At 69.4% G+C, this 23,227-nt stretch carries 18 protein-coding genes; 7 read left to right on the forward strand and 11 right to left on the reverse strand.

Annotated elements, in window-relative coordinates; translation table 11 throughout:
• Window positions 1–7: 7 nt before the first annotated feature.
• Window positions 8–2,431, reverse strand: coding sequence for a beta-L-arabinofuranosidase domain-containing protein (locus tag CHC09_RS34900; protein WP_089297526.1), 2,424 nt, complete (start codon window positions 2,429–2,431; stop codon window positions 8–10).
• A 559-nt stretch (window positions 2,432–2,990) separates the two neighbouring features.
• Here CHC09_RS34900 and CHC09_RS34905 point away from each other — a divergent pair.
• The 3 genes from CHC09_RS34905 to CHC09_RS34915 all read left to right on the forward strand — a co-directional run bounded on the left by CHC09_RS34905 (window position 2,991) and on the right by CHC09_RS34915 (window position 6,098).
• Window positions 2,991–4,499, forward strand: coding sequence for a glycosyltransferase family 2 protein (locus CHC09_RS34905; RefSeq protein WP_089297527.1), 1,509 nt, complete (start codon window positions 2,991–2,993; stop codon window positions 4,497–4,499).
• Between the two features lie 139 nt (window positions 4,500–4,638).
• Complete coding sequence (locus CHC09_RS34910; protein WP_089297528.1) at window positions 4,639–5,181, forward strand: PAS domain-containing protein; 543 nt, start codon at window positions 4,639–4,641, stop codon at window positions 5,179–5,181.
• Window positions 5,178–6,098 (forward strand): methyl-accepting chemotaxis protein, encoded by a 921-nt coding sequence (locus tag CHC09_RS34915; protein ID WP_089297529.1) that lies wholly within the window; start codon window positions 5,178–5,180, stop codon window positions 6,096–6,098. The genes CHC09_RS34910 and CHC09_RS34915 overlap by 4 nt, the downstream gene beginning before the upstream one ends.
• 38 nt (window positions 6,099–6,136) lie before the next feature.
• Here CHC09_RS34915 and CHC09_RS34920 read toward each other — a convergent pair whose 3' ends face one another.
• On the reverse strand, window positions 6,137–7,966 hold the full coding sequence (locus tag CHC09_RS34920) for an arabinofuranosidase catalytic domain-containing protein (protein ID WP_089297561.1): 1,830 nt from the start codon (window positions 7,964–7,966) through the stop codon (window positions 6,137–6,139).
• Between the two features lie 188 nt (window positions 7,967–8,154).
• Window positions 8,155–11,517, reverse strand: a complete 3,363-nt coding sequence (locus CHC09_RS34925) for a CARDB domain-containing protein (RefSeq protein ID WP_089297530.1) — start codon at window positions 11,515–11,517, stop codon at window positions 8,155–8,157.
• Between the two features lie 227 nt (window positions 11,518–11,744).
• Between CHC09_RS34925 and CHC09_RS34930 the strand changes: the two genes are divergently transcribed.
• Both CHC09_RS34930 and CHC09_RS34935 read left to right on the forward strand, forming a co-directional pair.
• Complete coding sequence (locus CHC09_RS34930) at window positions 11,745–12,749, forward strand: permease (RefSeq protein WP_089297531.1); 1,005 nt, start codon at window positions 11,745–11,747, stop codon at window positions 12,747–12,749.
• Between the two features lie 52 nt (window positions 12,750–12,801).
• Window positions 12,802–13,533 carry a TIGR03943 family putative permease subunit gene (locus CHC09_RS34935; protein WP_425320681.1) on the forward strand — a complete coding sequence of 244 codons (732 nt, stop codon included), beginning with the start codon at window positions 12,802–12,804 and terminating at the stop codon, window positions 13,531–13,533.
• Between the two features lie 23 nt (window positions 13,534–13,556).
• Here the strand turns inward: CHC09_RS34935 and CHC09_RS34940 are convergent, their stop codons facing one another.
• The 4 genes from CHC09_RS34940 to CHC09_RS34955 form a co-directional block, all read right to left on the reverse strand.
• Window positions 13,557–14,630, reverse strand: a complete 1,074-nt coding sequence (locus tag CHC09_RS34940; protein ID WP_089297533.1) for a hypothetical protein — start codon at window positions 14,628–14,630, stop codon at window positions 13,557–13,559.
• Window positions 14,630–14,824: a hypothetical protein gene (locus CHC09_RS34945; protein ID WP_089297534.1), complete on the reverse strand. Its 195-nt coding sequence runs from the start codon at window positions 14,822–14,824 to the stop codon at window positions 14,630–14,632. Before CHC09_RS34945 ends, CHC09_RS34940 begins: the two co-directional genes overlap by 1 nt.
• Before the next feature lie 105 nt (window positions 14,825–14,929).
• Window positions 14,930–15,109, reverse strand: coding sequence for an antitoxin (locus CHC09_RS34950; RefSeq protein WP_089297535.1), 180 nt, complete (start codon window positions 15,107–15,109; stop codon window positions 14,930–14,932).
• Window positions 15,110–15,352: 243 nt separating this feature from the next.
• Window positions 15,353–15,820: a MarR family winged helix-turn-helix transcriptional regulator gene (locus CHC09_RS34955; RefSeq protein ID WP_089297536.1), complete on the reverse strand. Its 468-nt coding sequence runs from the start codon at window positions 15,818–15,820 to the stop codon at window positions 15,353–15,355.
• A gap of 90 nt (window positions 15,821–15,910) precedes the next feature.
• Here CHC09_RS34955 and CHC09_RS34960 point away from each other — a divergent pair, with 90 nt between their 5' ends.
• Window positions 15,911–16,975 carry an alkene reductase gene (locus CHC09_RS34960; protein WP_089297537.1) on the forward strand — a complete coding sequence of 355 codons (1,065 nt, stop codon included), beginning with the start codon at window positions 15,911–15,913 and terminating at the stop codon, window positions 16,973–16,975.
• Between the two features lie 168 nt (window positions 16,976–17,143).
• Here CHC09_RS34960 and CHC09_RS34965 read toward each other — a convergent pair whose 3' ends face one another.
• From CHC09_RS34965 to CHC09_RS46765, 4 genes are all read right to left on the reverse strand, one after another.
• Window positions 17,144–17,875: an AfsR/SARP family transcriptional regulator gene (locus CHC09_RS34965; protein WP_089297538.1), complete on the reverse strand. Its 732-nt coding sequence runs from the start codon at window positions 17,873–17,875 to the stop codon at window positions 17,144–17,146.
• 139 nt (window positions 17,876–18,014) lie between these two features.
• On the reverse strand, window positions 18,015–19,163 hold the full coding sequence (locus tag CHC09_RS34970) for an RtcB family protein (protein WP_089297539.1): 1,149 nt from the start codon (window positions 19,161–19,163) through the stop codon (window positions 18,015–18,017).
• A gap of 201 nt (window positions 19,164–19,364) precedes the next feature.
• Window positions 19,365–20,621 carry a hypothetical protein gene (locus CHC09_RS34975; RefSeq protein WP_089297540.1) on the reverse strand — a complete coding sequence of 419 codons (1,257 nt, stop codon included), beginning with the start codon at window positions 20,619–20,621 and terminating at the stop codon, window positions 19,365–19,367.
• Entirely contained in the window at window positions 20,621–20,776 is a 156-nt protein-coding gene (locus tag CHC09_RS46765; protein WP_179277414.1) for a hypothetical protein, read from the reverse strand. The genes CHC09_RS34975 and CHC09_RS46765 overlap by 1 nt, the downstream gene beginning before the upstream one ends.
• A 731-nt stretch (window positions 20,777–21,507) precedes the next feature.
• Here CHC09_RS46765 and CHC09_RS34985 point away from each other — a divergent pair.
• Window positions 21,508–23,019 (forward strand): type 1 periplasmic-binding domain-containing protein, encoded by a 1,512-nt coding sequence (locus CHC09_RS34985; protein ID WP_143232777.1) that lies wholly within the window; start codon window positions 21,508–21,510, stop codon window positions 23,017–23,019.
• The last annotated feature ends 208 nt before the right edge of the window (window positions 23,020–23,227 follow it).

The following is a 23,227-nucleotide window of genomic DNA, read 5'->3' on the forward strand; positions in this document are numbered from 1 at the left end:
GTCTCCTCTACTGGAGCTGGGAAATCTCGGATGCGGACAGGGCCCGGCTGTAGAGCCGGAAGTCGTCCACGGCCGCGGCGAGGTAGGGGTCGCCCGCGTACTGCGAACGGCCGATCCAGTTCTGCGTGGTGGAGCCGAGCGAGCTGGGCCGGATCGTGAGCGCGCTGTTGCGGGCCACCTCGGCGCCGTTGACGTAGAGCACGCCGAGGTTGCCGGTGTGGGTGACCGCGACGTGCGTCCACGCGCCGGTCGGCAGCGCGGCCGGGGCGTTGATCTGCTGCTCACCGCCGGCGCCGCCGCTGGTGATCGCGTACCTGGCGGTACCGGCGCTGCTGCGCGGCGTCAGGAAAAGGTAGGCGCCGGTTCCGGTGCCGAGGTCGAACACCCGGGTCCAGTTCGCGGCGGTGCCGATCCGCACCCAGGCGGCGACCGTGAACGAGGTCGCGCCGTTCAGGATCCCGGAAGGCAGATTGACGTACGCGTTGGAGCCGTTCAGCAGCACCGCGTTGCCACTGCGCCCGGCCGTCCGGGTCGAGCCGCCGGCGAGCGTGGCGGTCCGCCCGTTGCCGGTCGCGTCGGTGACCGTGGTCCCGGACGTCTCGTCGAACGGGTAGTGCGCGACGAACGCCGGCAGCGGGGGAGTGGAGCTCACCGACCAGTAGACCGAATACCGCTGCCCGTGCGTCTTGTAGAACGGCCGCAGCAGCACCGACCCGGTCGTGTACTCCAGCGGCACCCCGGTGGCCGTCAGGTTCGCCGGATTCAGCGCCGGCAGCGCGGTCAGGTTCTGGGTGCCGAACTGCCCGGCCAGCACGATCGGCCCGTGCTTGACCGCGCGTACCGCCGAGTTGTCCGGGGTGGCCTCCTGGGTCAGCGCCATCGGCAGGCTGATGTCGACGGTGTCGCCGCTCGCCCAGGTCCGGCTGATCGCCAGGTAGCTGCCCGGTGCCGGTGTACCGGTCAGGGTGCCGTTGACCCGGACCTGCGCGCCGGTGGTCCAGGACGGGATGCGGATCCGCAGGTCGATCTGCCCGGAGCCGGTGACGGTCAGCCGCGAGGTGGACGTCTCCGGATAGGTGGTCGTCTGCTGGATCGTGATCCCGCGCCCTGGCCAGGTCAGCGTCGAGGCGATGAAGAGGTTCACGTACAGCGTGTCGCCGTTGTAGAAGTAGATGCTGTCGACGTACTTGGTGTTGGTCTCCATCCCGGTGCCGTGGCAGCAGGTGAAGTTGTCGTAGTCGTTGCTGTAGCTCTTGATTCCGCCGGCCCGAAGCGGCACGTAATAGCAGTGGAATCCGTGTGCGGAGGACGGGTTCTGCGCGCCGAGCAGGTGGTTGTAGAGCGCCTTCTCGTAGAAGTCCATCCACTCCGCGGCCCGGCTCGGATCGGTGAAGAACAGCTGCCGGGTCAGCTTGAGCATGTTGTACGAATTGCAGCACTCACAGGTGGTGTCCGACAGTTCGCTCGCGATCCGGTTCGGGGCCTGGAAGTACTCGCCGTTCGAATTGCCGCCGATCGCGTACGAGTGCTGCCGCACCACGAAGTTCCAGAAGTTGACCGCGATGTCGCGGTACCGGGTGGTGCCGGTGGCGTGGAATCCACGGATCGCCGCGATCGCCTTCGGGATCTGCGTGTTCGCGTGGAAACCGGCCAGCGCGTCGGTGTTGGCCGCGAGCGGGTCGAGGATCTGGGCGTGGTCGAAGTACTGCGCGGTGGTCAGATGCGCCGCGTTCTCGGTGATCTGGTAGAGATTGAAGAGCGTCTCGCCGATGCCGCCGAACTCGGTGCGCAGCACCTGCTGCCGCTGGGCGTAGGTCAGCACGCTGTTGCGCGACTGGACCCAGGTTGCCTTGCGCTCCAGCACGGTCCGCGCCTGCACGTTCCCGGCGAGCTGGTACATGTCGAGCAGCCCCGCGACGATCTTGTGCAGTGTGTAGTAGGGCGCCCAGACGCTCTGCCCGCCCTCCAAGCGATCGAAGAAGCTTTCCGGGTACGCCGACAGGTAGCCGTTCGACTTCTGGCAGAGCGCGAGCTGGGTGACCAGGTAGTCGCCCTTGGTCTTGAACGCGGTGTCACCGGTGCTCGCGTACGCCTGGGCGAGCGCGCTGAGCACGTGGCCGATGGAGTGCCCGCGCAGCTCGGTGGTCGGTGACTCCCAGCCGCCGCACGGGGTCGCCGACGACGCCAGGCCGGCGGTGACCCGGAACATGTGCAGCAGCCGGTCGGAGTCGAGGAACCGCAGGTAGGTCTGGGTGCGGCCGGCGTTGTCCGCGAACGGCCCGGAGCCGAGGCGGACGGCGGTGAGCGGGAACGCGTACGCCGAGACGCCGGTGTCGGGGCGGGCCAGGGCCGGGGCGGGCAGCAGGGCACCGGCGGCGCCGGCCGCGCCGGTCTTCAGGAGGGTGCGCCGGGAGAGGGCGGGGTGACGCATGGGGGGTCGCCTTTCGTCGGCCCTCGGCCGGGACCTCCGGCCGGGCGGTGGTCGCGCAGGCGTCACCCATCGACAAGAGTCGATAGATTTGGGTGGAGTTCACCCCTCCTGTGCGAGTCGTGATTGGATGGTCGCCGCGGGGGATGCGGTCGCCTCGGAGGTGAGCCTCCCTTACGAAAACGTTTTCGGCAAGATGTCCACCGCGTTACGAATAGAAACTCATCGACGACCAATTCTCCTGGTAGCGAGTCTCCGGCCGCGGGAGTGTCACCGAAAGTCCGTTAACGGCGGCGGGTGCGCGGCGAGGCTCTACCGCCCGACGGGGCGCTGCTGCCGGCGCGCTGACGCCCAGTGGAGGCTCGTGCTGGTCGCGTCGCTCATTATCAACCCATTGTTGACTGCAGATTAACCATTGACGCTGGTCACAGGATTGTTGTGCGGGGCAACAATACTGAGGTGATCATCGTATGATCGCCGTTCCGGTGTCCTTTGCGGACTTCCGGATCTCTTTCGCAGGCAAGAACCGGCGCGCGTCGACGAAGGGCGTACCCACCCCACCATGCTGGTCTCCACCGTGCTGCAAGCCGTATCCGTGCTGCTCCTGCTCTATTTCGCCGGCTTCGCCGTGTACAACTACGCCTACTCGATCGCCGCGCTGTCGCCCGCGAAGCCGCCCACGGTCTCGCCCCGGCCGGGAGCGCGGGTCGCCGTCGTCGTGGTCTCGTTCAACGAGCGCGAGGTCCTCGCCGACACCGTCGCCGGGTGCGAACGCCTCTCCTACCCCGACAAGACGATCATCGTCGGGGACGACTCCAAGGATCCGGAGACCATCGCGCTGCTGCGACGGCTGGCCGTCGAGCGCGGCTGCGTGAAGGTCGAGGGTGCCCGGTACGCCGACACCGACATCGAGCTGTGGGAATCCGACGGCTTCGTCGTCTTCCACCGGGCGGACAACGTGGGCTTCAAGGCGGGCAACCTGAAGACCCTGGAGGAGTACCTGCGCGAGCGCGCGTTCGACTACATGTACCTGCTCGACGCGGACTGGCGCCCGCAGGCCGACGCCATCGAACGCTGCCTCGAGGTGATCGAGGCCGACGAGAACATCGGATACGTGCAGACCAAGCGCCTGTACCACCACGGCCGCACCGACCACTTCCAGCGCTGCCTGGCGATCAACGAGGAGGCCTGCTACCTCGTCGACCTCGCCGGCCGGCAGCGCCTCGGGCACATGATCCTGTTCTCCGGCTGCTGCGCCCTGTTCAACCTGAGATCCCTGTACGCTGTCGGCGGCTTCCAGGCGGGGCACCTCACCGAGGACATCGACCTGTCCAACCGGTTCTACCTGGCCGGCTATCGCGGGGTCTACCTGGAGAGCGTCGCCAACGTCGGCGAGGTGCCACCGAACTACAAGGCGTTCCGCCGGCAGCAGGAGCGCTGGGCGATCGGCTCGGCCCGCACCTTCAAGGAATATCTGTTCCCGGTCCTGCGCTCGCGGCTCGATCTGCGCACCAAACTGAGCCTGCTACGCCAGAACGCCTATTACACCGCCGCGCTGGGCATCGAGGTGTCCGTCCTGTGGGGGCTGCTGGCCGCCGCGCACGCGGGGCTCGGGAAAATGCGCGGCTGGCCGGCGCCCGAGCACGATCTCATCCTGTCCCGGGCGGGATACGTTCTGGTCCCCATCATGGTGCTGGCACTGTTCAGCGGTGCATTTCCGCTGATCGTGGCCACGATCAAGAAGCGTGATTGGATCAACCTGCTCTACATTCCCGCGGCCTGCTGGATCGCGCTTTCCGTCGTACACACGTATTCCATCGCCAACATCAAAGGCTTCCGCCGGGTGGCCCAGACGTGGTTCGTCACCCCGAAGACCAACCGCCGTAAGGGCCGGGTCCGGGTGGCGGCCGCGCGGCGCATCCGTGCGTTCAGCATGCTGACGCTGGTGCTCCTGGCGGCCGCCTACCTGACCGCGTACCACCTGGCGCCGGGATCGGCCGCCCGGACGCTGATCACGGCATATGCCGTCCTGTGGATCCCGTCGATGCTGATCGCCTCGCTCAAGAGCTGATGGACGACTGGCGATCGGGCCGAAAGTCCCGTGATCTGGGGTTGAGTGGCTGCTTGCCTGGTGCCGTGTTCTTTCCGAAATAACCGGAGGAAGTGAGATTCGCGCCGCCTCAGGCGGTCACGACGGCGAGGGAGAGACCGTGCGGGAAACAGCGCCACGGCCGACCGGCGAGGTGCGCACCTTCGGCGCGCATGAGCTGATCGTGACGAAGACGGATCTCAAGGGCCGGCTGACGTACGCCAACGACGTCTTTCTGCGGATCTCGGTTTTCGCCGAGGACGAGGCCATCGGCCAGCCGCACAACATCATCCGGCATCCCGACATGCCCAAGGCGATCTTCAAGTTGCTGTGGGAGACGCTCGCCGCGGGCCAGGAGATCTTCGCGTACGTGGTGAACCTCGCCAGCGACGGCGCCGCCTACTGGGTTCTGGCCCATGTCACCCCCTCCTTCGACACACACGGCCGGATCGTGGGCTACCACTCGTCCCGGCGGCTGCCGGCCCCTGCCGCGGTCAAGGCTGCCGCGGCGCTCTACGAGCGGCTGCGCGTCGAGGAACAGCGACTCGGCGGGCAGGCCGGTCTGGCCGCGTCCTGGCAGTTGCTCCAGGACCTGCTGGCCGAGCGTGGCCAGACCTACGACCGGTACGTGTGGGAAATCACCAATGAAGGGGTCAGGGCATGAGCCGCCGCAGGTCCGACATCGGGCAGGAGCAGGCAGATACACAGGCGCTGGCGGTCCTGGCCGAGATTGTGGCCCGTGCCGCCGACGGCGACCTGGAGGCCCGGGTACCGCAGCTCGGTGACAGCCCGCAGGCGGCCGCCGCCCGGCGGGAGATCAACCGCCTGCTCGACGTGACCGACGCGTTCGTCCGTGAGTCCGGTGCCGCCCTGACCGCCTCCGCCGAAGGACGTTTCCACCGCCGGTTCCTGCCCCGCGGCATGCCCGGCGCCTACGCGAACAGCGTCACGATCATCAACACCGCCGTGGCGGGGATGAGCGCCGACGCACAGCGCCTGGCCGACGCCGACCGTGCCCGCCATACGCTGGCCGATGAACTCGAATCGGCCGTGCTGACGGTCAGCGAGCAGGTCGCCACGGCCGCCACCGAGATGGGCGCCTCGGCCCACGATCTGGCGGAGTTCGCCACCGGAGCGGTCAAGGGCGCGGAACGCGGACGCGCCACCGTGGGCTCGCTCCACCAGGCCTCCAACGAGATCCGCCGCACCGTACACCTGATCACCCAGGTCGCGGCCCAGACGAAGCTGCTGGCACTCAACGCCACCATCGAGGCCGCCCGTGCCGGGGAGGCCGGCCGCGGCTTCAGCATCGTGGCCAGCGAGGTCAAGACCCTGGCCGGGGAGACCGCCACCGCCTCGGACGACATCGTCGAGCGGGTCACCGCCGTGCAGTCCGCGGCCGGTGACGCGGTCGAGGTTCTCGAGGCGGTCACCGAAAATCTCCGTGAGATGCACAACCTGGTCAGCGGGATCGCCGCCGCGGTCGACGGTGGACAGGGCACCACCGCCGGCCTGTCCCAGCTGGCCGAAGTGCTTCGCACCGAGGTAAACCGTTTCGTCACCACCGTCCGGCAATCCTGAACCGGCCGGGCCGGCACGGATGCCGGCCCGGCCGGGTGTCAGCTCAGTGCGAATTTCTGTGCGGCGCTGCCGTTGCAGTCGTAGATCTGCAGGCGGGTGCCGTTGGCGGTGTTGCCGTTCGGTGCGTCGAGGCAGCGGCCGGACTGCGGGTTGCGCAGTGAGCCGTCAGCCTGCTGCTGCCAGACCTGGCCGCCGACCCCGTTGCAGTCCCAGAGTTCGACCTGGGTGCCGTTGGCGGTTGCGTTGCCGTTGATGTCCAGGCAGCGGCCGAGCGTGCGCAGCGCGCCGTTCGACTGGTGGAACCAGTGCTGGTCGACCGAGTACGTCTGGCAGTCCCAGATCTGCACGGCCGTGCCGTTGCCGCCGTTGTCGTCACCGGCGACGTCGACGCACTTGCCGCCCGTGCTGCCGACGATGCCGCCGGCGTTGACCGCGAACTTCTGCGCCGCGCTGCCGTTGCAGTCGTAGATCTGCATCCGGGTGCCGTTGCCGGTGTTGCCGTTCGGCGAGTCGAGGCAGCGGCCGGACTGCGGGTTGCGCAGTGAGCCGTCGGCCTGCTGGACCCACTTCTGGCCGCCGACGCCGTTGCAGTCCCAGAGTTCGACCTGGGTGCCGTTGGCGGTTGCGTTGCCGTTGATGTCCAGGCAGCGGTTGATCGTACGCAGCGTGTTGTCCGGGAAGTGCGTCCAGTGCTGGTCCTCGGCGTAGGTCTGGCAGTCCCAGATGGCGACGGCGGCACCGTTCGCGCCGGTGTCGTCGGCGGCGACGTCCAGGCACTTGCCGCCGGGGCCGGTGACGGTGCCGGCCGGGCCGTTCGGGACGTTCGTCTGGCCCGAGTAGCCGACGCTGACCACGTTGGCCTGTACCGAGTTCTCGGCCGCGTCGGTCGGGTAGCCGGCGACCATCGCGCCCTCGAACCAGGTGCCCCGGTTGCGGTTGCTGTTGTCGCCGCCGATGCCGAGGATGATGCCGCCCTCCTGGTGCATCGGCTTGTAGCCCGGCTTGTCGGTCGGCAGGGAGCCGTTCCACCAGGTGGTCAGGCCGCCCGACTGGGAGTTGCCGCCCTTGAGGGCGTACGTCGTCTGGCCGTTGTTCTTCAGAACGGCGGTGACGAACGCCGAGTTGTTGCCCGGGTTCGGGTTCGAGCCGTTGCCGCCCTGGAACATGCCGTTCTCGAGGTCGGCCTCGATCCACGGACCGGAGCCCTGGCACGGCGCGAAGTAGCAGGTCGTGGCGATGCTGACGGCGTCCATGTGGCCGTTGCCGGTGTCGTACGGCGTGGATTCGGCGTTGCCGTAGTCGAAGCAGCAGTCGGAGCCGACGTGGGTGCCGCTGGCGACCATGTAGACGCCCTCGGGCGCGCCGTTGACCGCGACGCCGGAGGCGACCCCGGTGTAGCGGTAGCCGACGCCGGGGGAGACCCAGAGGCCGTACACCTTGTGGCCGCCGGCCGTCACCGCGATCTCGCTCGCGTCCGCGCCCCGGTCACCGCTGCCGGCGCCGCCGTCCGGCGCGATCGACAGGTCGTTGTGCCGGCTGGTCTGGTCCCAGACCTTGGTGATCCGGCAGGTGCTGCCGTTGCAGAAGGAGTCCTGGTCGGCCGCGTTGGCGTAACCGCCGGCGGCCAGGGTTCCGATGTCGTGGGTGGCGCCGTCGGAGGCGCGGGTGACCTGGTAGAGGCGGCCGCTGTAGGCGCCGAACAGCGCGCGGGTGGTGCTGTGCGCGGCGACGCAGGCCGTGCCCGCCGCGGCGTAGAGGTCGCAGGGCAGCGTACCGGCCGCGTTGGCCGGGCCGGGCGCCGCGAGCAGGCCGGCGACCAGGCTGATCGCGGCGGAGAGGAGGAGCGTGAGAGAGCGCTTTCTAAGCATGGTGAAGTTGCTCCCATCGGTGGAGGACGGAGCGAGAGACATCGACGGACGTCGAGTCATCGATGTTTCGGAAATTACGCCGCTCTGATCGAACGAGTCAATATGCGGTGACTGATGTTCGATATTGTTCGATCCACCAAACATGGGTGGGGTGGCCGGGTTCTTCGCGCCCGGCCACCCCGTGCTGATCAACTGCCGGAGATGGTGAACTGGGAGCCCGGCTGGGTGACGATGTTGCCGTCGGCCGAGTTGGTGATGGTGACGTTGGACAGGGTCGCGTTGCCGCGGGCGCCGCTCATCGCGAGAATTCCGGCGCCGTTGTTCGACCTGTCGATGCGGACGTTCGTGATGGCGACGTTCGGCATGTTGCCGCCGCCGTTCTTGAACTGGATTCCGTCGTACGTCGAATCGATGATGTCCGTGTCCCGGATGGTGACGCCGGTGATGTCCTTCGTGGACGGGAACAGGGTGATCGCGCCGAACTCCTGGTCCTCGTTCCAGAACGCGCCACCGGTGCGGTAGAGGCCGTTGTTGGCGATCAGCGTGGTGCCCGAGAACGGCAGCGGGCTGTGGTCGGTCGCCAGCATGATGCCCGGGTAGTTCGCCGTGTCGTAGACCAGGTTGTTCTCGGCGGAGTTGCCGTAGCCGCCGTAGATGGCGATGCCGTTCGCCCGCCACGGCAGCTGGACGGTGTTGTTCACGAAGTGGTCGTCGTGGTCGATGTCCACGTTCTGGTCCTTGACGTACGGGTTGGCCCAGATGGCCAGCGCGTCGTCACCGGTGGTCCGGAACGAGGAGTTGAACACCCGCGAGTTGCGCGTGCCGTTGGAGAAGTTGATGCCGTCGGCGTACGTGTCGCGGATCCGCATTCCGGTGAACTCCACGCCGTCGCCCGGATTCCAGTAGGCGGGCGTGTCCGAATAGTCGCGGCCGACCCAGGCGCCGACGTTGACGTGCTCGATCCACACGTTGCTGATCTTCGTGTTCCGGCCGAACCGGCCGTTCAGACCGTGCCCCCGGTTGGCCCGGTTCTGCGTGTTGCCGAAGATCGCCAGGTCGGAGATCTGGGTGTTGTCGTCGATGTCGAAGCCGACGTTCCCCTCGTGCGGGTGGTTGATGTTGCCGGTCACCTGCTGCGGCTGGGTGTTCGTGTAGAGCTGGGTGTGCCACATGCCGGCGCCGCGGATGACGGCGTTGCGGATGCCCTTCTGGTTGTACTGGCCGCGGGCCGGGTCCGGCGAGAGGATCTTCTGCTCCTGCCGCCACTGGCCGGCCGGGATCCAGACGCAGGGGATCACGCCGTTCTCGTCGTCGGTCACGGCCCGCTGGATGGCGGCGGTGTCGTCGAGCCCGTCGTTCGGCACCGCGCCGTAGGTGGTGATCGAGACGCAGCCGGCCGGCTGGCTCAGCGCCGGCGCGACCTGCTCCAGGTCGATCAGGTCGATGATGTAGAAGTTCGCCGAGTCACCCGAGTCGCGCTGCAACTTGAACCGGGTGCCCGCCGGGTACGACTGACCCAGCAGCGCGTTCGACTCGTCGAACAGGCGCCGGGCGTCGGCCATCGGGGTGTTGGAGAGCGACTCGGTGTCGTCGGTGGTGCCGTACACCCAGCTGTTGCGTGAGCTGAGCGTCAGCTTCCGGTTGAACACGTCGTTGACGTACAGGCTGATGGTCCAGTCCTGGCCGCCGCCGTTCGGGGCGTCCGGCACCGAGTTGCGGACCACGATCGAGTTGGCCTGGTTGGTCGAGGTGAACTCGACGAACTGGCCGGTGCTGTTCAGGCGTACCGACTGCCGGCCGGAGGACTCGGAGGCGAAGTTGGTGTGCCCGAAGGTCCGCAGCGCGTCGGCCTGCAGCAGCGTGCCCTGGTAGCGGGCGGCCTCCGCCTCGTACTCGGTGTAGGGCACCGCGGCGCCGCGCCCGACCACGATCGATTTCGACAGCGTGTTGTTGTTCTCGTTGGTCTCCGCGACCACGCCGGCCGAGTCCGCGGTGGCGACGGCGGTGGCGCCGCCGCTGGTCGCGGTCCAGGTCCCGGAGATGGTCACGGTCGTGCTGGCCCCGGCCGCGATCGACGGGGTGGCCCCGGTCAGCGTGGTGCCGCCGACGACGACCCGGGTGGTGCTGGCGGCCGCGGTGCTGGTGCCCCGGTTCTGCACACCGGCGGTGAAGCTGACCGCCGCGCCGGCCGCCGGGTTGGCCGGGTTCGTGTTCAGCGCCGTGACCAGCAGGTCCGGGCCGGGCGCCTGGGCCACGACCAGTTGCGCGGTCGCGGTGAACGTGTTGTTGTCGTTGTTCGACTCGGCCACGGTGCCGGCCGGGTCGACGGTCGCCGCGACGGTGTAGCTGCCCTGCGCCCGCGCGCTCACGCTGCCGGTGACCGTCGCCGTGGCGCCGGCCGCCAGGGTGGGCACGTCCGCGCCGGCCACGACGGTGCCATCGAGCTTGAAGTCCAGCCGGGTCGCGGCCGAGGCCACGGTGCCCGAGTTACGGACGACCGCGGTCAGGGTGATCGCCGACGTCTCGTCCGGGGCCGCCGGGCTCCAGGTCGTCGACGTCACCACCAGGTCCGGCGCCGGGGCCCAGGCCCCGATCACCTGCATCTCGGCGACCTGGCCGCCGGGCGCGCCGGTGTTGCTGAAGAATTGCAGCCGTACGTCCGAAGCCGTCCCGCTGACCGGAATCGTCACCGAGTTCTGATTGCCGGACGGGTTGAACCCGTAGTCCGCGCGCGCCTTCATCTCGGTGAACCCGGTGGCCGCCCCGGCCCGCCCGAGCACCTGAATGCTCTGCGTCCGCGCGCCCCAGACCGGGTCCGGGTTGAGCTTAACCACGACGCCGGTGACGTTCGCGTCGGCACCGAGCTTCACGGTCAGGGTCGAGGGGAACCCGGCCGACTCCCAGTAGCTGCCGACGTTCCCGTCGTTGGCGTTGGTCGCCACGAAGTTGAAGGTGGCCGAGGACGCCTCGATCGCCTTGCCACCGGCGAGGTCGGTCCCGGTCGGCGGGTCGGGGTCGGGATCGGTCGGCCCGGCCACCCCGTAGATCTCCAGCTCGGACAGCTGTCCGGCCGGCCACCCGGTGTTGGCGGTGATGTGCACCCGGACGTACCGGACGGTCGCCGCCGTGAAATTGATCGTGACAGTGTTGCCGGTCGCCGGGTTGAAGACCCGTCCGGCCGAGGCCGAGAGCGTGCTGAACGTCGAACCGTCGGTGCCGCCCTGGAGGCTCAGGGTCTGGGTGCGGGTGGCCCAGGCGGTGGCGGGCGGCAGCTTCAGGGTCACCTGGTCGATCGCGACGCTGCCGCCGAGGTCGACCTGGATCCACTGCGGGAAGACGTTGTTCGGACTCTCCCAGTAGGAGTTCGGGTTGCCGTCGTTGGCGGCGGACGCGGGCTGCGCCCCGAGGGCGCCGCTGGCGGTGACCGGCTTACCGAGCGCGAGGTTGGGCCCGCCGGCCGCCTGCGCGGCCACCGGCGACAGGCCGAGCACGGCCAGGCCGGCCGCGAGGGCCACGCTGACCAGCCTTCGGCTGAGGGAGATCGGCTTCATGAGGTCCGTCCTGTCGGACTGGCGCGTGGACGTGCGCCGAGGGGATGGGAGGGTGCTCGGAGGTGCGATTTTCCAATGCAGAAGTGGAAATTTTCGATGTTCTGCTTACTTCTTGCTGACGAAGGCATTCAATGTTTCAGATATGTCACTGGTTCGTCAACGCGCGGGCTCTGCCGATGGTGGTCCGGCCGGGAGCGCCAGGTAGCTTCTAACCCGCCCGGGAGACGATGGGGGAGCTGGTGACGACGTCCACGACGAGCGCGCGACCGAGCGCGGAGAAGGATTCGGGCCTCGGCTCGCTGGAAGTGCTGGCCGTCGTGCTTGTCCTTCTGGTGCTGGCCCGCGACCAGCTCGCCGGGCTGCTCTCCGGGCCGGCCCTGCAGACCTGGGCGACGGTGTTCGTGTCGGTGCTCGTGCAGGCCGTGCCGTTCCTGGTCTTCGGCGTCGTACTGTCCGCGGTCATCGCGGTCTTCGTGCCTCGCGGCTTCTGGGCGAAGGCGCTGCCCAGCCACCCCGCGCTCGCCGTGCCGGCGGCCGGGGTCGCCGGGGTGATCCTGCCCGGCTGCGAGTGCGGGAGCGTCCCGATCGCCGGCTCGCTGATCCGGCGGGGCGTGACCCCGGCCGCCGCCCTCGCGTTCCTCCTCGCGGCCCCGGCGATCAACCCGATCGTCCTGACCGCCACCGTGATCGCCTTTCCCGGCCAGCCGCTGATGGCGGTCGCCCGCGGGGTGGCGAGCCTGGTCGTCGCGGTCTCGATGGGCTGGCTGTGGCTGCGCCTCGGCAGGACCGAGTGGATCAGGCTGCCGCACCGGCCCGATCTCGACGACACGTCGAAGGCGCGGGCGTTCTGGGCCGCCTGCCGGCACGACATCATGCACGCGGGCGGCTTCCTGGTGCTGGGCGCCGCCGCCGCGGCGACCATCAACGTCGTCATCCCCGCGGCCTGGCTGCAGAGCCTCGCCGGCTACCCGGTGCTCTCCGTGATCGCGCTGGCGACGCTGGCGGTGCTGTTGTCGATCTGCAGCGAGGCGGACGCGTTCGTGGCCGCTTCGCTGTCCCAGTTCTCGCTGACGTCGCGTCTGGTGTTCCTGGTCGTCGGCCCGATGGTGGACCTCAAGCTGATCTCGATGCAGGCCGGGGTCTTCGGCCGCCGTTTCGCGTGGCGTTTCGCCCCGGCCACCTTCGTCGCCGCGATCCTCATCGGCAGCGCGTTCGGGCTGGTGCTGCTGTGAGCCGCGCTGTGGCCGGCCGGCTCGGTCGAGAGGGGATGCTGCTGTGAGCCGGATGGCCCAGGCGGTGATCATGCTGTTGTTCGGTGGCGCGGTCATCAAGGCGACCGTCACCGACGTCTTCCTCCGCTATGTCAAGGAAGGGCTGCGGCCGTTCCTCCTCCTCGCCGGGATCCTGCTGGTCGCGGCCGCATTGATGACCATCTGGTACGACCTGCGCGCCGCCCGGCGAGGCACACCCGAACCCGGCGGCGACCATGGTCACGGCCACGACGACGGCCACGGGCACGGGCATCACGAGCCGCGTGTCGGCTGGCTGCTCCTGCTGCCGGTGCTGGGACTGCTGCTGATCTCGCCACCCGCACTCGGCTCGTTCGCCGCGGGTCAGACGGGAAGCGTCGGGCTCTCCGCCGCCTCCGACTATCCGCCGCTGCCGGAGGGGGATCCGGTCGAGGTGACCCTGCTGGACTACGCCTCGCGGGCGATCTTCGACGGCGGGCGCAGCCTGACCGGCCGCGACGTGAAGCTGACCGGTTTCATCACGCCCGGCCCGGACGGCAAGCCGATGCTCGCCCGGATCGTGCTGGCCTGCTGCGCCGCTGACGGCCGGCCGATCAAAATCGGGCTGACCGGGGTCCCGATCGACACGCCGCCGGACTCCTGGGTGGAGGTGGTCGGCGTCTACAGCAACCAGGTCGGGACGGATCCGGTGAACCAGGCACAGGTCGCCTACTTCGAGATCAGGTCCTGGCAGGAGATCGACCAGCCGAAGCAGCCATACGACTGAGCAGCGGGTTCATCGCCGTGCGGTCAGACGGTACGCAGGTCCAGGCTGTTGCGGACGAAGGACGACTGGTCGCCGGTCGACCACCACAGGACGCCGTCACGGTAGGAGATGTTGTTCGCGTCCGGGCTGATCAGAACCGTACGCCGATTGCTGAGGTCGTAGATCAGCAGCTGCTGGTTGCCGGTGAGCTCGGACTGCTTGGTGATCCGGGCCAGCACCTGGAAGCGGTCCAGCACCGCCACGTCGGTGATCACCGTGCCCACGTCGCCCTCGATCACCTTGCGGCGGGCGGAGCCGTCCGGGTGGGCCAGCTCGATGCGGGAGTAGCCGTCCTCGTTGATCGAGACCAGCTGGCACCAGGCCGGGCTGCACGCGGTCACCGTCCGGCGCGCCGCCGGCACCGGGACGCTCTGCCCCGTCGCCAGGTTGCGCAGCGTCGTGGCGCCCCGGCCGGAGGTCTGCCCGTCGATCGCCCACGGCCAGGCCGACAGACCCCAGGAGCCCTTCTCCCGCCGCACCGTGACCGTCCCGCCGGCCAGGGCCACCGAGCGGAACTCGGTCTGATCACCGCTGCCGCTCGCCGCCCAGTGCACCTTTCCGTCCGCGATGACCAGGTCGTTCTGCGAGTCGTAGAACCGCATGGCGCCGACGTCGGCGGTGATCATCCGGGCCGGGCGCGATCCGTTCAGACCGGCGCTCCACAGCTGCTGCCGGCCCCGGAGACTCTCCACCCAGACGAGCGTGTCCCCGGAGGCGGTCAGCCCGGCGAACGGCGCCCGGTGCTCGGCCGCGACCTTCCGTAGCTCCCGGAGCCCGCCGTCGCCGTCGCGGATCACCAGGCGCAGGGTCTTGCCGTCCGGGCTCTGCGCCGTCCCGATCGACGTGCGCGCGTCCAGGAACAGCCCGGGGGAGTACTCACCGCCGTCCGGCAGTTTCGACGGGACGCTGCCACGCTGCGCGTTCGGCCAGGCCGTGGTGAGCGCGAGCGGTTGCGGCTCCCCGGACTGCGCGGGTGCTCCGAAGAGCAGCGCGGAGCCGGCGGCGAGCGCGACACCGAGCCCGAGCACCGTACGCGCGAAGTGGGCCCGTCCAGACATCACGCGATGTTAGCGCGGGGCCCTTCCAGTGCGTGCTGGACGTCGAGGCCCTCGATCGACTCGTCCTGTCTGTCCGTTTCCGCCGCTGCTTCCGGCTCAGGCTCCAGGTACTGCACGCCGCGCGGCGGCAGCACGACCGGGGCGAGCCGGACACCGGGCTCGGCCTGCGGAAATGACGAACTCATGAACGACATGCCGCCATCATCGGCACCACGGTCCGGCGCTGAAGAACCCGCCGGGCGGAAACGCGAACGGCCCCCTGTCGTACCCATTCGTGGAGGGGCCGTTCGCGGTGAATCTCACTGCCGGGTGTCGCCGTCTCCGGTGCGGCGCTGGGCCTCGTCCACACCCTTGCCGATCTGCTCCGAGTACTTGTTGCCGGTGCGATCGTCGATCTGCTCGCCGGCCTGTTCGAGGCCCTGATCGACCTGCTCATCGTGGTTGTCGGCGAAAGCCTTGATCTTGTCCAGGAAGCCCATGTCATCTCCTTCGACGGCTACCTCCCTGATGCCCGCCGACTCGATGGGAAAACGACCGGAATGCCGTCCTGCCGGAAATTCACCGGTACGTGTTTGGTGGCCGTCCTGAGTGGCAACAGTCAATGGAACCCCGCTGGGTGTGAGTGGCGGAGATCCCCGCGCCCGGACGTGAAACGACGGCCCCTGTCCGGTTCGGACGGGGCCGCCGTCGTGTCACCCGCTGTCACCACACGCCGTCAGCGCTCAGCAGCCGCAGCCCTCGCCGCTCATCAGCCCGGGCAGGTGCAGGGCGGTGACCGCGCTCGTCAGGTCGGCCAGCCGCTGTTGATCCTCGGCGCAGAGGTGGCCGGCGATGTCCGGCAGGCGGGCGGCGACCTCCGCGTACATCGCGTCAGCGATCTTCTTCCCGGCCGGCGTCGCGGCGAGGGTGATCACCCGGCGGTCCTGGGCCGAGGTCTCCCGCTGGACCAGGCCGCGCCGCTCGGTGCGGTCGACGAGCTGGCTGAGCGCGGGTTTGGCCATGCCGAGCCGGGCGGCGAGGTCGGCCATCCGGTGCGGCTGGTCCCGGACCGTGCACATCAGCTGGGCCTGCGCGGGGGTCAGGCAGTGGTCGGCGCAGATCTGCGCGTAGCGCCGCTGGATGAGCAGAGACAAACCCAGCAGTACGTCACCGAATTCCGGTTTCTGCGTCACGATCCCCGTTCCCCTCATCACATCAGCCTAGCGTTGTGGAGGTTCATGCCATGAACTAATTTCTGTTCACGGCATGAACAAACTCGCCCGGAACCGAAGGACGAAACCATGGCAACCGCATTCGACGGGTACGACCTCGGCGGCACCAAGCTGGCCAACCGCATCGCGATGGCGCCGATGACGCGCAGCCGCGCCCACGGTCCCGGACTGAGCCCCACCAGCCTGATGGCCACCTACTACGCCCAGCGGGCCGGGGCCGGCCTGATCATCACCGAGGGCGTCCAGCCGTCCGTGGCCGGTCAGGGCTACACCGACACCCCGGGCCTGCACTCCGACGAGCAGATCGCCGCCTGGCGTGAGGTGACCGACGCGGTCCACGCCGAGGGCGGCGTGATCTTCGCCCAGCTGATGCACGCCGGCCGGATCAGCCACCCGGACACGCTGCCCGGCGACCTGGTCCCCGTCGGTCCGTCCGCGGTGCGGCCGGCCGGTCAGATCTTCACCCCCGGCGGCCTGCGGGACTTCGAGACCCCGAAGGAGCTGACCGAGGACGAGATCGCGGCGACCATCGCGGACTTCGCGACCGCGGCCCGCAACGCGATCTCGGCCGGCTTCGACGGCGTCGAGATCCACGGCGCGAACGGCTACCTGGTCCAGCAGTTCCTCTCCGCCAACGCCAACCGGCGCACCGACGGCTGGGGCGGCTCGATCGAGGACCGCGTCCGCTTCGGCGTGCAGGTCGCGACGGCCGTCGCCGACGCCATCGGCGCGGACCGGGTCGGCTTCCGGATCTCCCCGGCCAACACGTACAACGACATCGCCGAGGAGGACGTCGAGGAGCTCTACACGGCGCTGGTCGCCGGGCTGGCCCCGCTCAACCTGGTCTACCTGCACCTGATGGAGACCTCGGACCGTGAGCTGACCCGCCGCCTGCGTGACCGGTGGCCGACCGCTTTCCTGCTCAACCCGCTGACCCACCCCGAGCCGACCGGCCCGGAGTCGCTCGCCCTGATCGAGGACGGCACCGCCGACGTGATCACGTTCGGGGCGCTGTTCCTGGCCAACCCGGACCTGCCGGCGCGGCTGGCGGCGGGTGGCCCGTTCAACACCCCGGACCTCGCCAAGGCCTTCGGCGGTGACCACCAGGGCTACACCGACTACCCGACCCTGTAAGCGACCGCCCGGGCAGACCGGGGTGACACCACCACCAGGCCCAGCCGCTCGAACCGGCTGGGCTCGGTGGTGGTTGCCGGGCGCGGGATGGGGCTGTGGGGTCCAGCTGGTTGAGTTGGCTGGGCTCGGTGGTGGTTCCGAGCGCCGGTGAATCAGGCGGTCACGGCATCAGATCGGGCTGTGCGGGAAGAGCTGGTGTCCAGCCCAGGGGTCGACGGGCTCGGGATAGGCGGGGTCCGGCGCGATGGGCTCGGCCGGGACGGGCTCCGCGGCGGCCGTCTGGGCGGGAATGGGCCTTGCGGTGGCTTGCGGGGCGGGGACGGGCCTTGCGGTGGCTCGCGGGGCGGGGACGGGCGTCGCTGTGCCCGTTTGGGTGGGCGTTGCCAGCAGGTTCGAGGCGGTGGCGCGTTCCTCGTTGAGCCGGGCGCGCGCGGATTCGAACACCGGCCCGGTCAGTCCGGCCAGTGGTTCGTCCTGCCAGAGGCCGAGCGCCTGGCGTACCTCGTCGGTCGCCCCGTTGAGATCGCCGGTCCGGTGCGCGTCGCGCGCCCGGGCCAGCGCGGCGCGGAAGACCTCCGCGTCCACGGCGCTGTCGCCGGCCCGGAGCAGGTAACCGCCGGGAGTCAGCGTGAGCAACGACGTCCGGTCCGGGTCGAGGGCCCGGCGCAGCGCGCCCACACACCGCTGCACCACGTCGACCGCGTTCTCCGGCGGGTCACCGCTCCAGAGCGCGTCGATGATCCGTTCCATCGGCACCGGCTCGCCGGCGTGCAGGAGCAGGAGGGCGAGGAGCCCTTGCTGCTTGGGTGGACCGAGATCGACCGGTTTGGCATCCCGGTAGGCGCGGAGCGGGCCGAGGATCTCGAACCGCGGTGCGACGGCGGAATTGCCGTCGGTCATCCCAAATCCCCCATTCAGCAGCGGTTTCCCGACCGTGACGATGCGGCGGCCGGCAGCCGCAGCATAACGGCGCCGCGGCCGCCGAAGCTCGGCCGGCGACCTCCGGGTGACCGAAAACCCTCTGGCGGGGTCTCGCTTCTCAGTCGCCCTTGACGTTGACCAGCTGGCGCAGGGTGTGGCGGATCGAGACCAGGTCGGCGGCGTCCCGCATGACGACGTCGATCGGCTTGTAGGCCTGCGGGATCTCGTCCAGGAACGCGTCCGTGTCGCGGTACTCGATGCCCTTCATCGCCTCGCGCAGCTGCGCGCGGGTGAAGGTCTTGCGAGCCTTCGTGCGGGAGTACGCCCGGCCGGCGCCGTGCGGGGACGAGTTCAGCGCCATCGCGTTGCCCTTGCCGACCACGACGTACGAGGCGTCGCCCATCGACCCGGGAATCAGGCCCGGCACCCCCTTCTCCGCGTTGATCGCGCCCTTGCGGGACAGCCACACCCGCTTGCCGAAGTGGGTCTCCTGCTCGGTGTAGTTGTGGTGGCACTGCACACGTTCGACCTCCTTCACCGGCCCGCCGGCGAACTCGGCGAAGCAGGCGACCACGCGGTCCATCATCTCGTCGCGGTTGGCCAGCGCGAAGTCCTGGGCCCAGCGCAGCTCCCGCAGGTAGGCCGCGAACTCGTCGGTGCCCTCGTCCAGGTAGGCCAGGTCGGGGTCGGGCAGGTCGATCCGCCGCTGCGCCATCAGATTCCGGGCCACCTGGATGTGGTGGCTGGCGATCTTGTTGCCGACGCCGCGGGAGCCGGAGTGCAGGAACAGCCAGACCCGGCTCTTCTCGTCACGGCACACCTCGATGAAGTGGTTGCCGCTGCCGAGCGAACCGAGCTGCAGCTGCCAGTTCTTCGCGTACCGGCCCGGATCGAAGGAGGTGGCCAGCTTCTCCACGCGGTGCCGCGCCGACTCGGTCAGGCGGGTGTTGTAGCCGCCGGCCGACAGGGGGATGGCCTGCTCGATCGAGGTCCGCAGCGCCGTCAGGTTCGGCGGCAGGTCCTCGACGCGGTACTGGGTGCGAACGGCGGCCATGCCACAGCCGATGTCGACACCGACCGCGGCCGGGATCAGCGCCCCGAGCGTCGGGATGACCGAGCCGACGGTGGCGCCCTTGCCCAGGTGGGCGTCCGGCATCAGGGCGATGTGCGGGTGGATGAACGGCAGCCGGGACGCCTTCTCGGCCTGCTGGAGGGTTTCGTCCTCGATGAGGCTTGCCCAGTTGATCAGGCGTTCGTTGATCTGCATTTCCGAGATCGTGCCACGCTGCGATGGCTTGGCGCTGCGGATTTTCCCGCCTCACTCACAAGATCCACCTTAGAGCGACCGGCAAGAGACCTTCAAGATCCATGTTCCCGGTACGGCCCACGGGACCCCATCGGCCGTACCGGGAAAGGGGTTTTTGAACCTATTGCCGGTCGCTCTCAGGGGAGGGCAATTGTGGAGGGGTCAGCTCTGGAAGAGCAAAGCGAAGCGGGCGTCCACCGGCGTGCCGGACGCCAGGCATCGGACCCGGACCGTGACGGCGCCGTCCCGTTGCGCCGGGACCGCGTCCGGGTGACAGGTCGCGGAGGTGTGATAGGCGGAGACCTGCGTGTGCCCGCCGTCGGTCAGGGCGGCGTCCGGCATCTTCACCAGGTAGTCACCGGTGGACCTGCGCTCGACCATGGCGAGGCGCCCGGCGGACGTGAACTGGTACAGGCTGTTCGGCGTGTAGCGGCGCGCACCCGCATCGTCGGTCCACAGTTGGGCGCCCTTGACGATGATGCCCGGCGGAGCGGCCAGATCGACGGAGTAGGTGAGAGTGAAGCCGCTGTCGACCGGTGCTCCAGAGGCGTCGAAGCACTCCACCTTGACGAACATCGAGTCCACGCCGGTGGTCTCCTGGTGGTACGGATACCAGACCGCCGGATTGCACACCTGGACGGCGTCACCCACCGGCGTCACCTTGACGACACCCGGCATCCTGCTCTCGGCCGAGCGCTGCACGCCCTGGAGGTACGCCTCGTAGACACCTCTCCCTCGGCGCTCCACCGAGTTGGGGGCGTTGAAGGAGTTGAAGCTGTAGTTCGCGGCCGGGAAGAACGGGGTGGCGGCGCCGAGATCGTAACGGAGGTAGGCCAGCGTTCCGGTGCCCGCGAACGCCTGGAGGAAGCGCAGCGCGAACCCGGAGTCGGCCGGGACGCCATGCTCGTCCACGCAGTTCACCAGCACCCGAAGGTCCAAGCCCCGGGGCGTACGGCCCCAGCCGCCCGCGCCGCAGACCCGGTGCGCGCCGGACACCGCCGTCACCTCGACCGTGCCGCTGTCGACGCCCAGATCCTGCAACCTGACCTCATAGCTGCCCCGGGCGCGCCGAGTCACCGCTTGATCGCCGCCACGTGAGTTGCAGGCGCCGGTCACCGCGGGCCGCGAATCCGCTGCGGCGTCCGCGGGCACGGTCAGCCAGGCCGCGTCGAGCAGGACCCGCCCGTGGTCGGAGAAGCCGCAGCTCGCCTCGCGCGCGGCGATCTGCTTCGCGGCGCCCGGCCACGCCCAGTAGACGAGGCTGACGAGCGCGCCGGCGACGCTGGTCACCGTGCCGAGCACCGCGATCCACTTCTCGAGTGACCACGTGTGCCACTCGCGTTCCCGGCGCCGCTTCGGGGGCGTCTTCGTCTGCGAGGTGCGGCGACCGGATCGCTGGTGACGTTTCGTCTTGGCCATCAGCGACCGGCCGGCATTCCGCCGGTGTCACCGCCGCCCGTCATCGAGGTCTCGCCGTCCGGACCCATCACCGGTCGCGCCGGGACCGCCCGTTGCACGCCCGGCGCGACGGTGTCCGGTCCCATGCCGGGGCTCACCACGACGACCCGGCTCATCGTCGGCGGGGTGTCCCCCGGCCCCATCACCCGAGGTGGCACGGGTGGGGGTGGTGCGGGTGGCGGCTCGGCGGGCGCTCGGGGTGGTGCGGGTGGCGGCTCGGTGGGCGCTCGGGGTGGTGCGGGCGGCCGCCCTGCGGGCGCCGATGGTGGTTCGGACGGCGGCTCGACGGGTGCTACCGGTGGCGCGGGTGGCGGCACGATGGGTGCCGAGGTCGCCCCCGGTGACGGCGGCGGATCTTGCCGCGGTGGCGCGGACGGCGGTGGAGCCGATCGGTGGGAGCCGGCGGACGAGGCGTCAGCACCCCCGGCGTCAGGCGTCGGCGGCATCCGGAGCTGATCGCCGTCGTCCGGCATCACCACCGGCCGCCCGCCGTTCGGCATCAGGCGATCCGCCGGCCGGCCCCGCATGATCCTCTCCATGAGCGACTCCGCCCGCGAGTCGCTGGAGCCTTCGCCGGATGAGATCCGTTCGGAGCCGTCGTCGGCCTTCCCGCATCCGGCGAGAGCGAAGCCGCATGCCACCACAAGCATCAAGCCTGCAATTTTGCGCACAAACAGGAAACGCCGTAGCGAGGGAGCCGGTTGCGGGATCCTTGACCGGGATCTTCTGAATCGACCCGCCCACGGACAACGATTTCCCTTCTTCTGCAAGGTCAGCCTTGCGTAAGCGGGCCACTGTGGAGCGAAAATCGTTTACCTGTGACTCGGCGGCTACGGGGGGCGACGCGGTGATTGGCGGGAAGAAGGCGGTGCTCTACACGGCTGCCGTCCTGATCGCGATCGCGCTCGGGGCGCTGCTGGTCGTGGTGCGGTGGCGGGACGATCCCGTCCCGCCACCGCCGGTCGCTTCCATCGCCTGCGCGCCCGAGTTGATCGCCGCCACCGGCGAGTGCCTGGGCCCGGTGTCCGACAGTGCCCGGCTCGACGCGACCCTGCGCCCGGCCGTCGACAAGATCATTCAAGCCAACCAGGACATGATCGCCAAGGGCGGCCGGTACGTGCGGATCGTACTGCTGACCCCGCTGGGCGTGCCGGCCAACGCGAACAAGCGCTCGGCGATCTCGATCGCACAGGTACGGTTCAGTCTCGAGGGCGCCTACACCGCGCTGCTGCGGGCGAACTCGACCCGCGAGTTCTTCGACCCGGACGCCCCCGGTGTCGAACTGCTGCTGGTCGAGCAGGGCTCCCGGCAGGAATATGTCGCCGCTTTGCGCGACGCGATCCTCAAGCTGAGCAGCAAGGAGCATCCGGTGGTCGCGGTCGCCGGCCTCGGCTCCAGCTTCTCCGGCACGGAGGAGATGACCAGGGCGCTGGCCGATGCCGGGATCCCCTCGATCGGCGCGGTGACGTCGGCGACCTCCCTCTCCGCGGCGAACGCCAGAACGTTCCACAGTGTGTCGCCGAGCAACGTCGACTACGCGCTCGCGCTCGAACACCTGCTGGCGACCCAGAAGAAGGCCCTGCCGGTCAAGCACGCGCTGATCGTCGCCGACCAGAACGACGACCCCTACCCGCGTACGCTCACCGAGGCTTTTCAAACGCGGCTGAAGAGCTATCTGATCTCCGCCCCGCAGGTGTTCAGCGGCAGCACGGTGGACACCCCGGTCACCGCGAACGTGTTCGTGCCGATCGTGACGAACATCTGCAGCGCCGTGCAGGACCAGCGAGCCCCGCTGGACACGGTCTTCTTCGCCGGGCGCGTCGCCGACTTCGGAGCGTTCGCGGAGGCGCTGGCCAACCGGGTGTGCCGGCAGCGGCCGCTGACCGTGATGGTCGGCGCCACCGGCTTCCAGGCCGCGCAGGACCGGGTGAAGCTGCTCGACGAGGCGCAGGTGACGGTGATCTACGCGTCGTCGGCGGACGCGCCGGACTGGTCGCACGGTGTCCCGGGCACGCCCGAGGGTTACCCGGCGTTCCGCAAGTGGTTCCTCAGCGCCGGGTTCGAGGAGGCGTCGCTCTCCGACGGGTACGCGGTGTCCTACCACGACGCGATCGCGGTGGCCGTGTCGGCGACCCGCCTGGCCGCGCTCGGCAACCCGGTGCCGACCGCCGCCGATGTGCAGGCCCAGTTCGCGAACCTGGCGCTGGCCAACACGGTGAAGGCCGGTACCGGCACCCTCGACTTCGGGTCGCGGGCCGCCGGGGACGGCCGGGCCAAGGGCAAGGTGGTGGTCTTCCGGCAGATCGGCGCGACCGGCATGCGGCTGCCCGCCGGCGTCCCGCCCTACCTGACCGACTGAACCGGACTCCGATGCCGCTGTCATCCCGCGCGACGCGATGACGGAAATAATGCGTCACAGCGTCTCAGGACTCAGATCGCTCGTCGGAAAGCAGGTCGCGCAGTCCGGCGATTGTCAGGACCTGGGCGACGTATGGCTGTACTCCGGTCAGGTGTACCCGGACGTCTCGGTTGTGGGCGACCGTGCGTATCGCGTTGAGCATGGTGAT

The sequence above is a fragment of the Actinoplanes regularis genome (assembly GCF_900188005.1).
GTDB classification, from domain to species: domain Bacteria; phylum Actinomycetota; class Actinomycetes; order Mycobacteriales; family Micromonosporaceae; genus Actinoplanes; species Actinoplanes regularis.

Bases quoted from the DNA above. Each gene is read 5' to 3' on its own strand.
- CHC09_RS34900 (WP_089297526.1), bottom strand. From the start codon at position 2,431: ATGCGTCACCCCGCCCTCTCCCGGCGCACCCTCCTGAAGACCGGCGCG.
- CHC09_RS34905 (WP_089297527.1), top strand. From the start codon at position 2,991: ATGCTGGTCTCCACCGTGCTGCAAGCCGTATCCGTGCTGCTCCTGCTC.
- CHC09_RS34915 (WP_089297529.1), top strand. From the start codon at position 5,178: ATGAGCCGCCGCAGGTCCGACATCGGGCAGGAGCAGGCAGATACACAG.
- CHC09_RS34920 (WP_089297561.1), bottom strand. From the start codon at position 7,966: ATGCTTAGAAAGCGCTCTCTCACGCTCCTCCTCTCCGCCGCGATCAGC.
- CHC09_RS34925 (WP_089297530.1), bottom strand. From the start codon at position 11,517: ATGAAGCCGATCTCCCTCAGCCGAAGGCTGGTCAGCGTGGCCCTCGCG.
- CHC09_RS34930 (WP_089297531.1), top strand. From the start codon at position 11,745: ATGGGGGAGCTGGTGACGACGTCCACGACGAGCGCGCGACCGAGCGCG.
- CHC09_RS34935 (WP_425320681.1), top strand. From the start codon at position 12,802: ATGGCCCAGGCGGTGATCATGCTGTTGTTCGGTGGCGCGGTCATCAAG.
- CHC09_RS34940 (WP_089297533.1), bottom strand. From the start codon at position 14,630: ATGTCTGGACGGGCCCACTTCGCGCGTACGGTGCTCGGGCTCGGTGTC.
- CHC09_RS34945 (WP_089297534.1), bottom strand. From the start codon at position 14,824: ATGTCGTTCATGAGTTCGTCATTTCCGCAGGCCGAGCCCGGTGTCCGG.
- CHC09_RS34950 (WP_089297535.1), bottom strand. From the start codon at position 15,109: ATGGGCTTCCTGGACAAGATCAAGGCTTTCGCCGACAACCACGATGAG.
- CHC09_RS34955 (WP_089297536.1), bottom strand. From the start codon at position 15,820: ATGAGGGGAACGGGGATCGTGACGCAGAAACCGGAATTCGGTGACGTA.
- CHC09_RS34960 (WP_089297537.1), top strand. From the start codon at position 15,911: ATGGCAACCGCATTCGACGGGTACGACCTCGGCGGCACCAAGCTGGCC.
- CHC09_RS34965 (WP_089297538.1), bottom strand. From the start codon at position 17,875: ATGACCGACGGCAATTCCGCCGTCGCACCGCGGTTCGAGATCCTCGGC.
- CHC09_RS34970 (WP_089297539.1), bottom strand. From the start codon at position 19,163: ATGCAGATCAACGAACGCCTGATCAACTGGGCAAGCCTCATCGAGGAC.
- CHC09_RS34975 (WP_089297540.1), bottom strand. From the start codon at position 20,621: ATGGCCAAGACGAAACGTCACCAGCGATCCGGTCGCCGCACCTCGCAG.
- CHC09_RS46765 (WP_179277414.1), bottom strand. From the start codon at position 20,776: ATGAGCCGGGTCGTCGTGGTGAGCCCCGGCATGGGACCGGACACCGTC.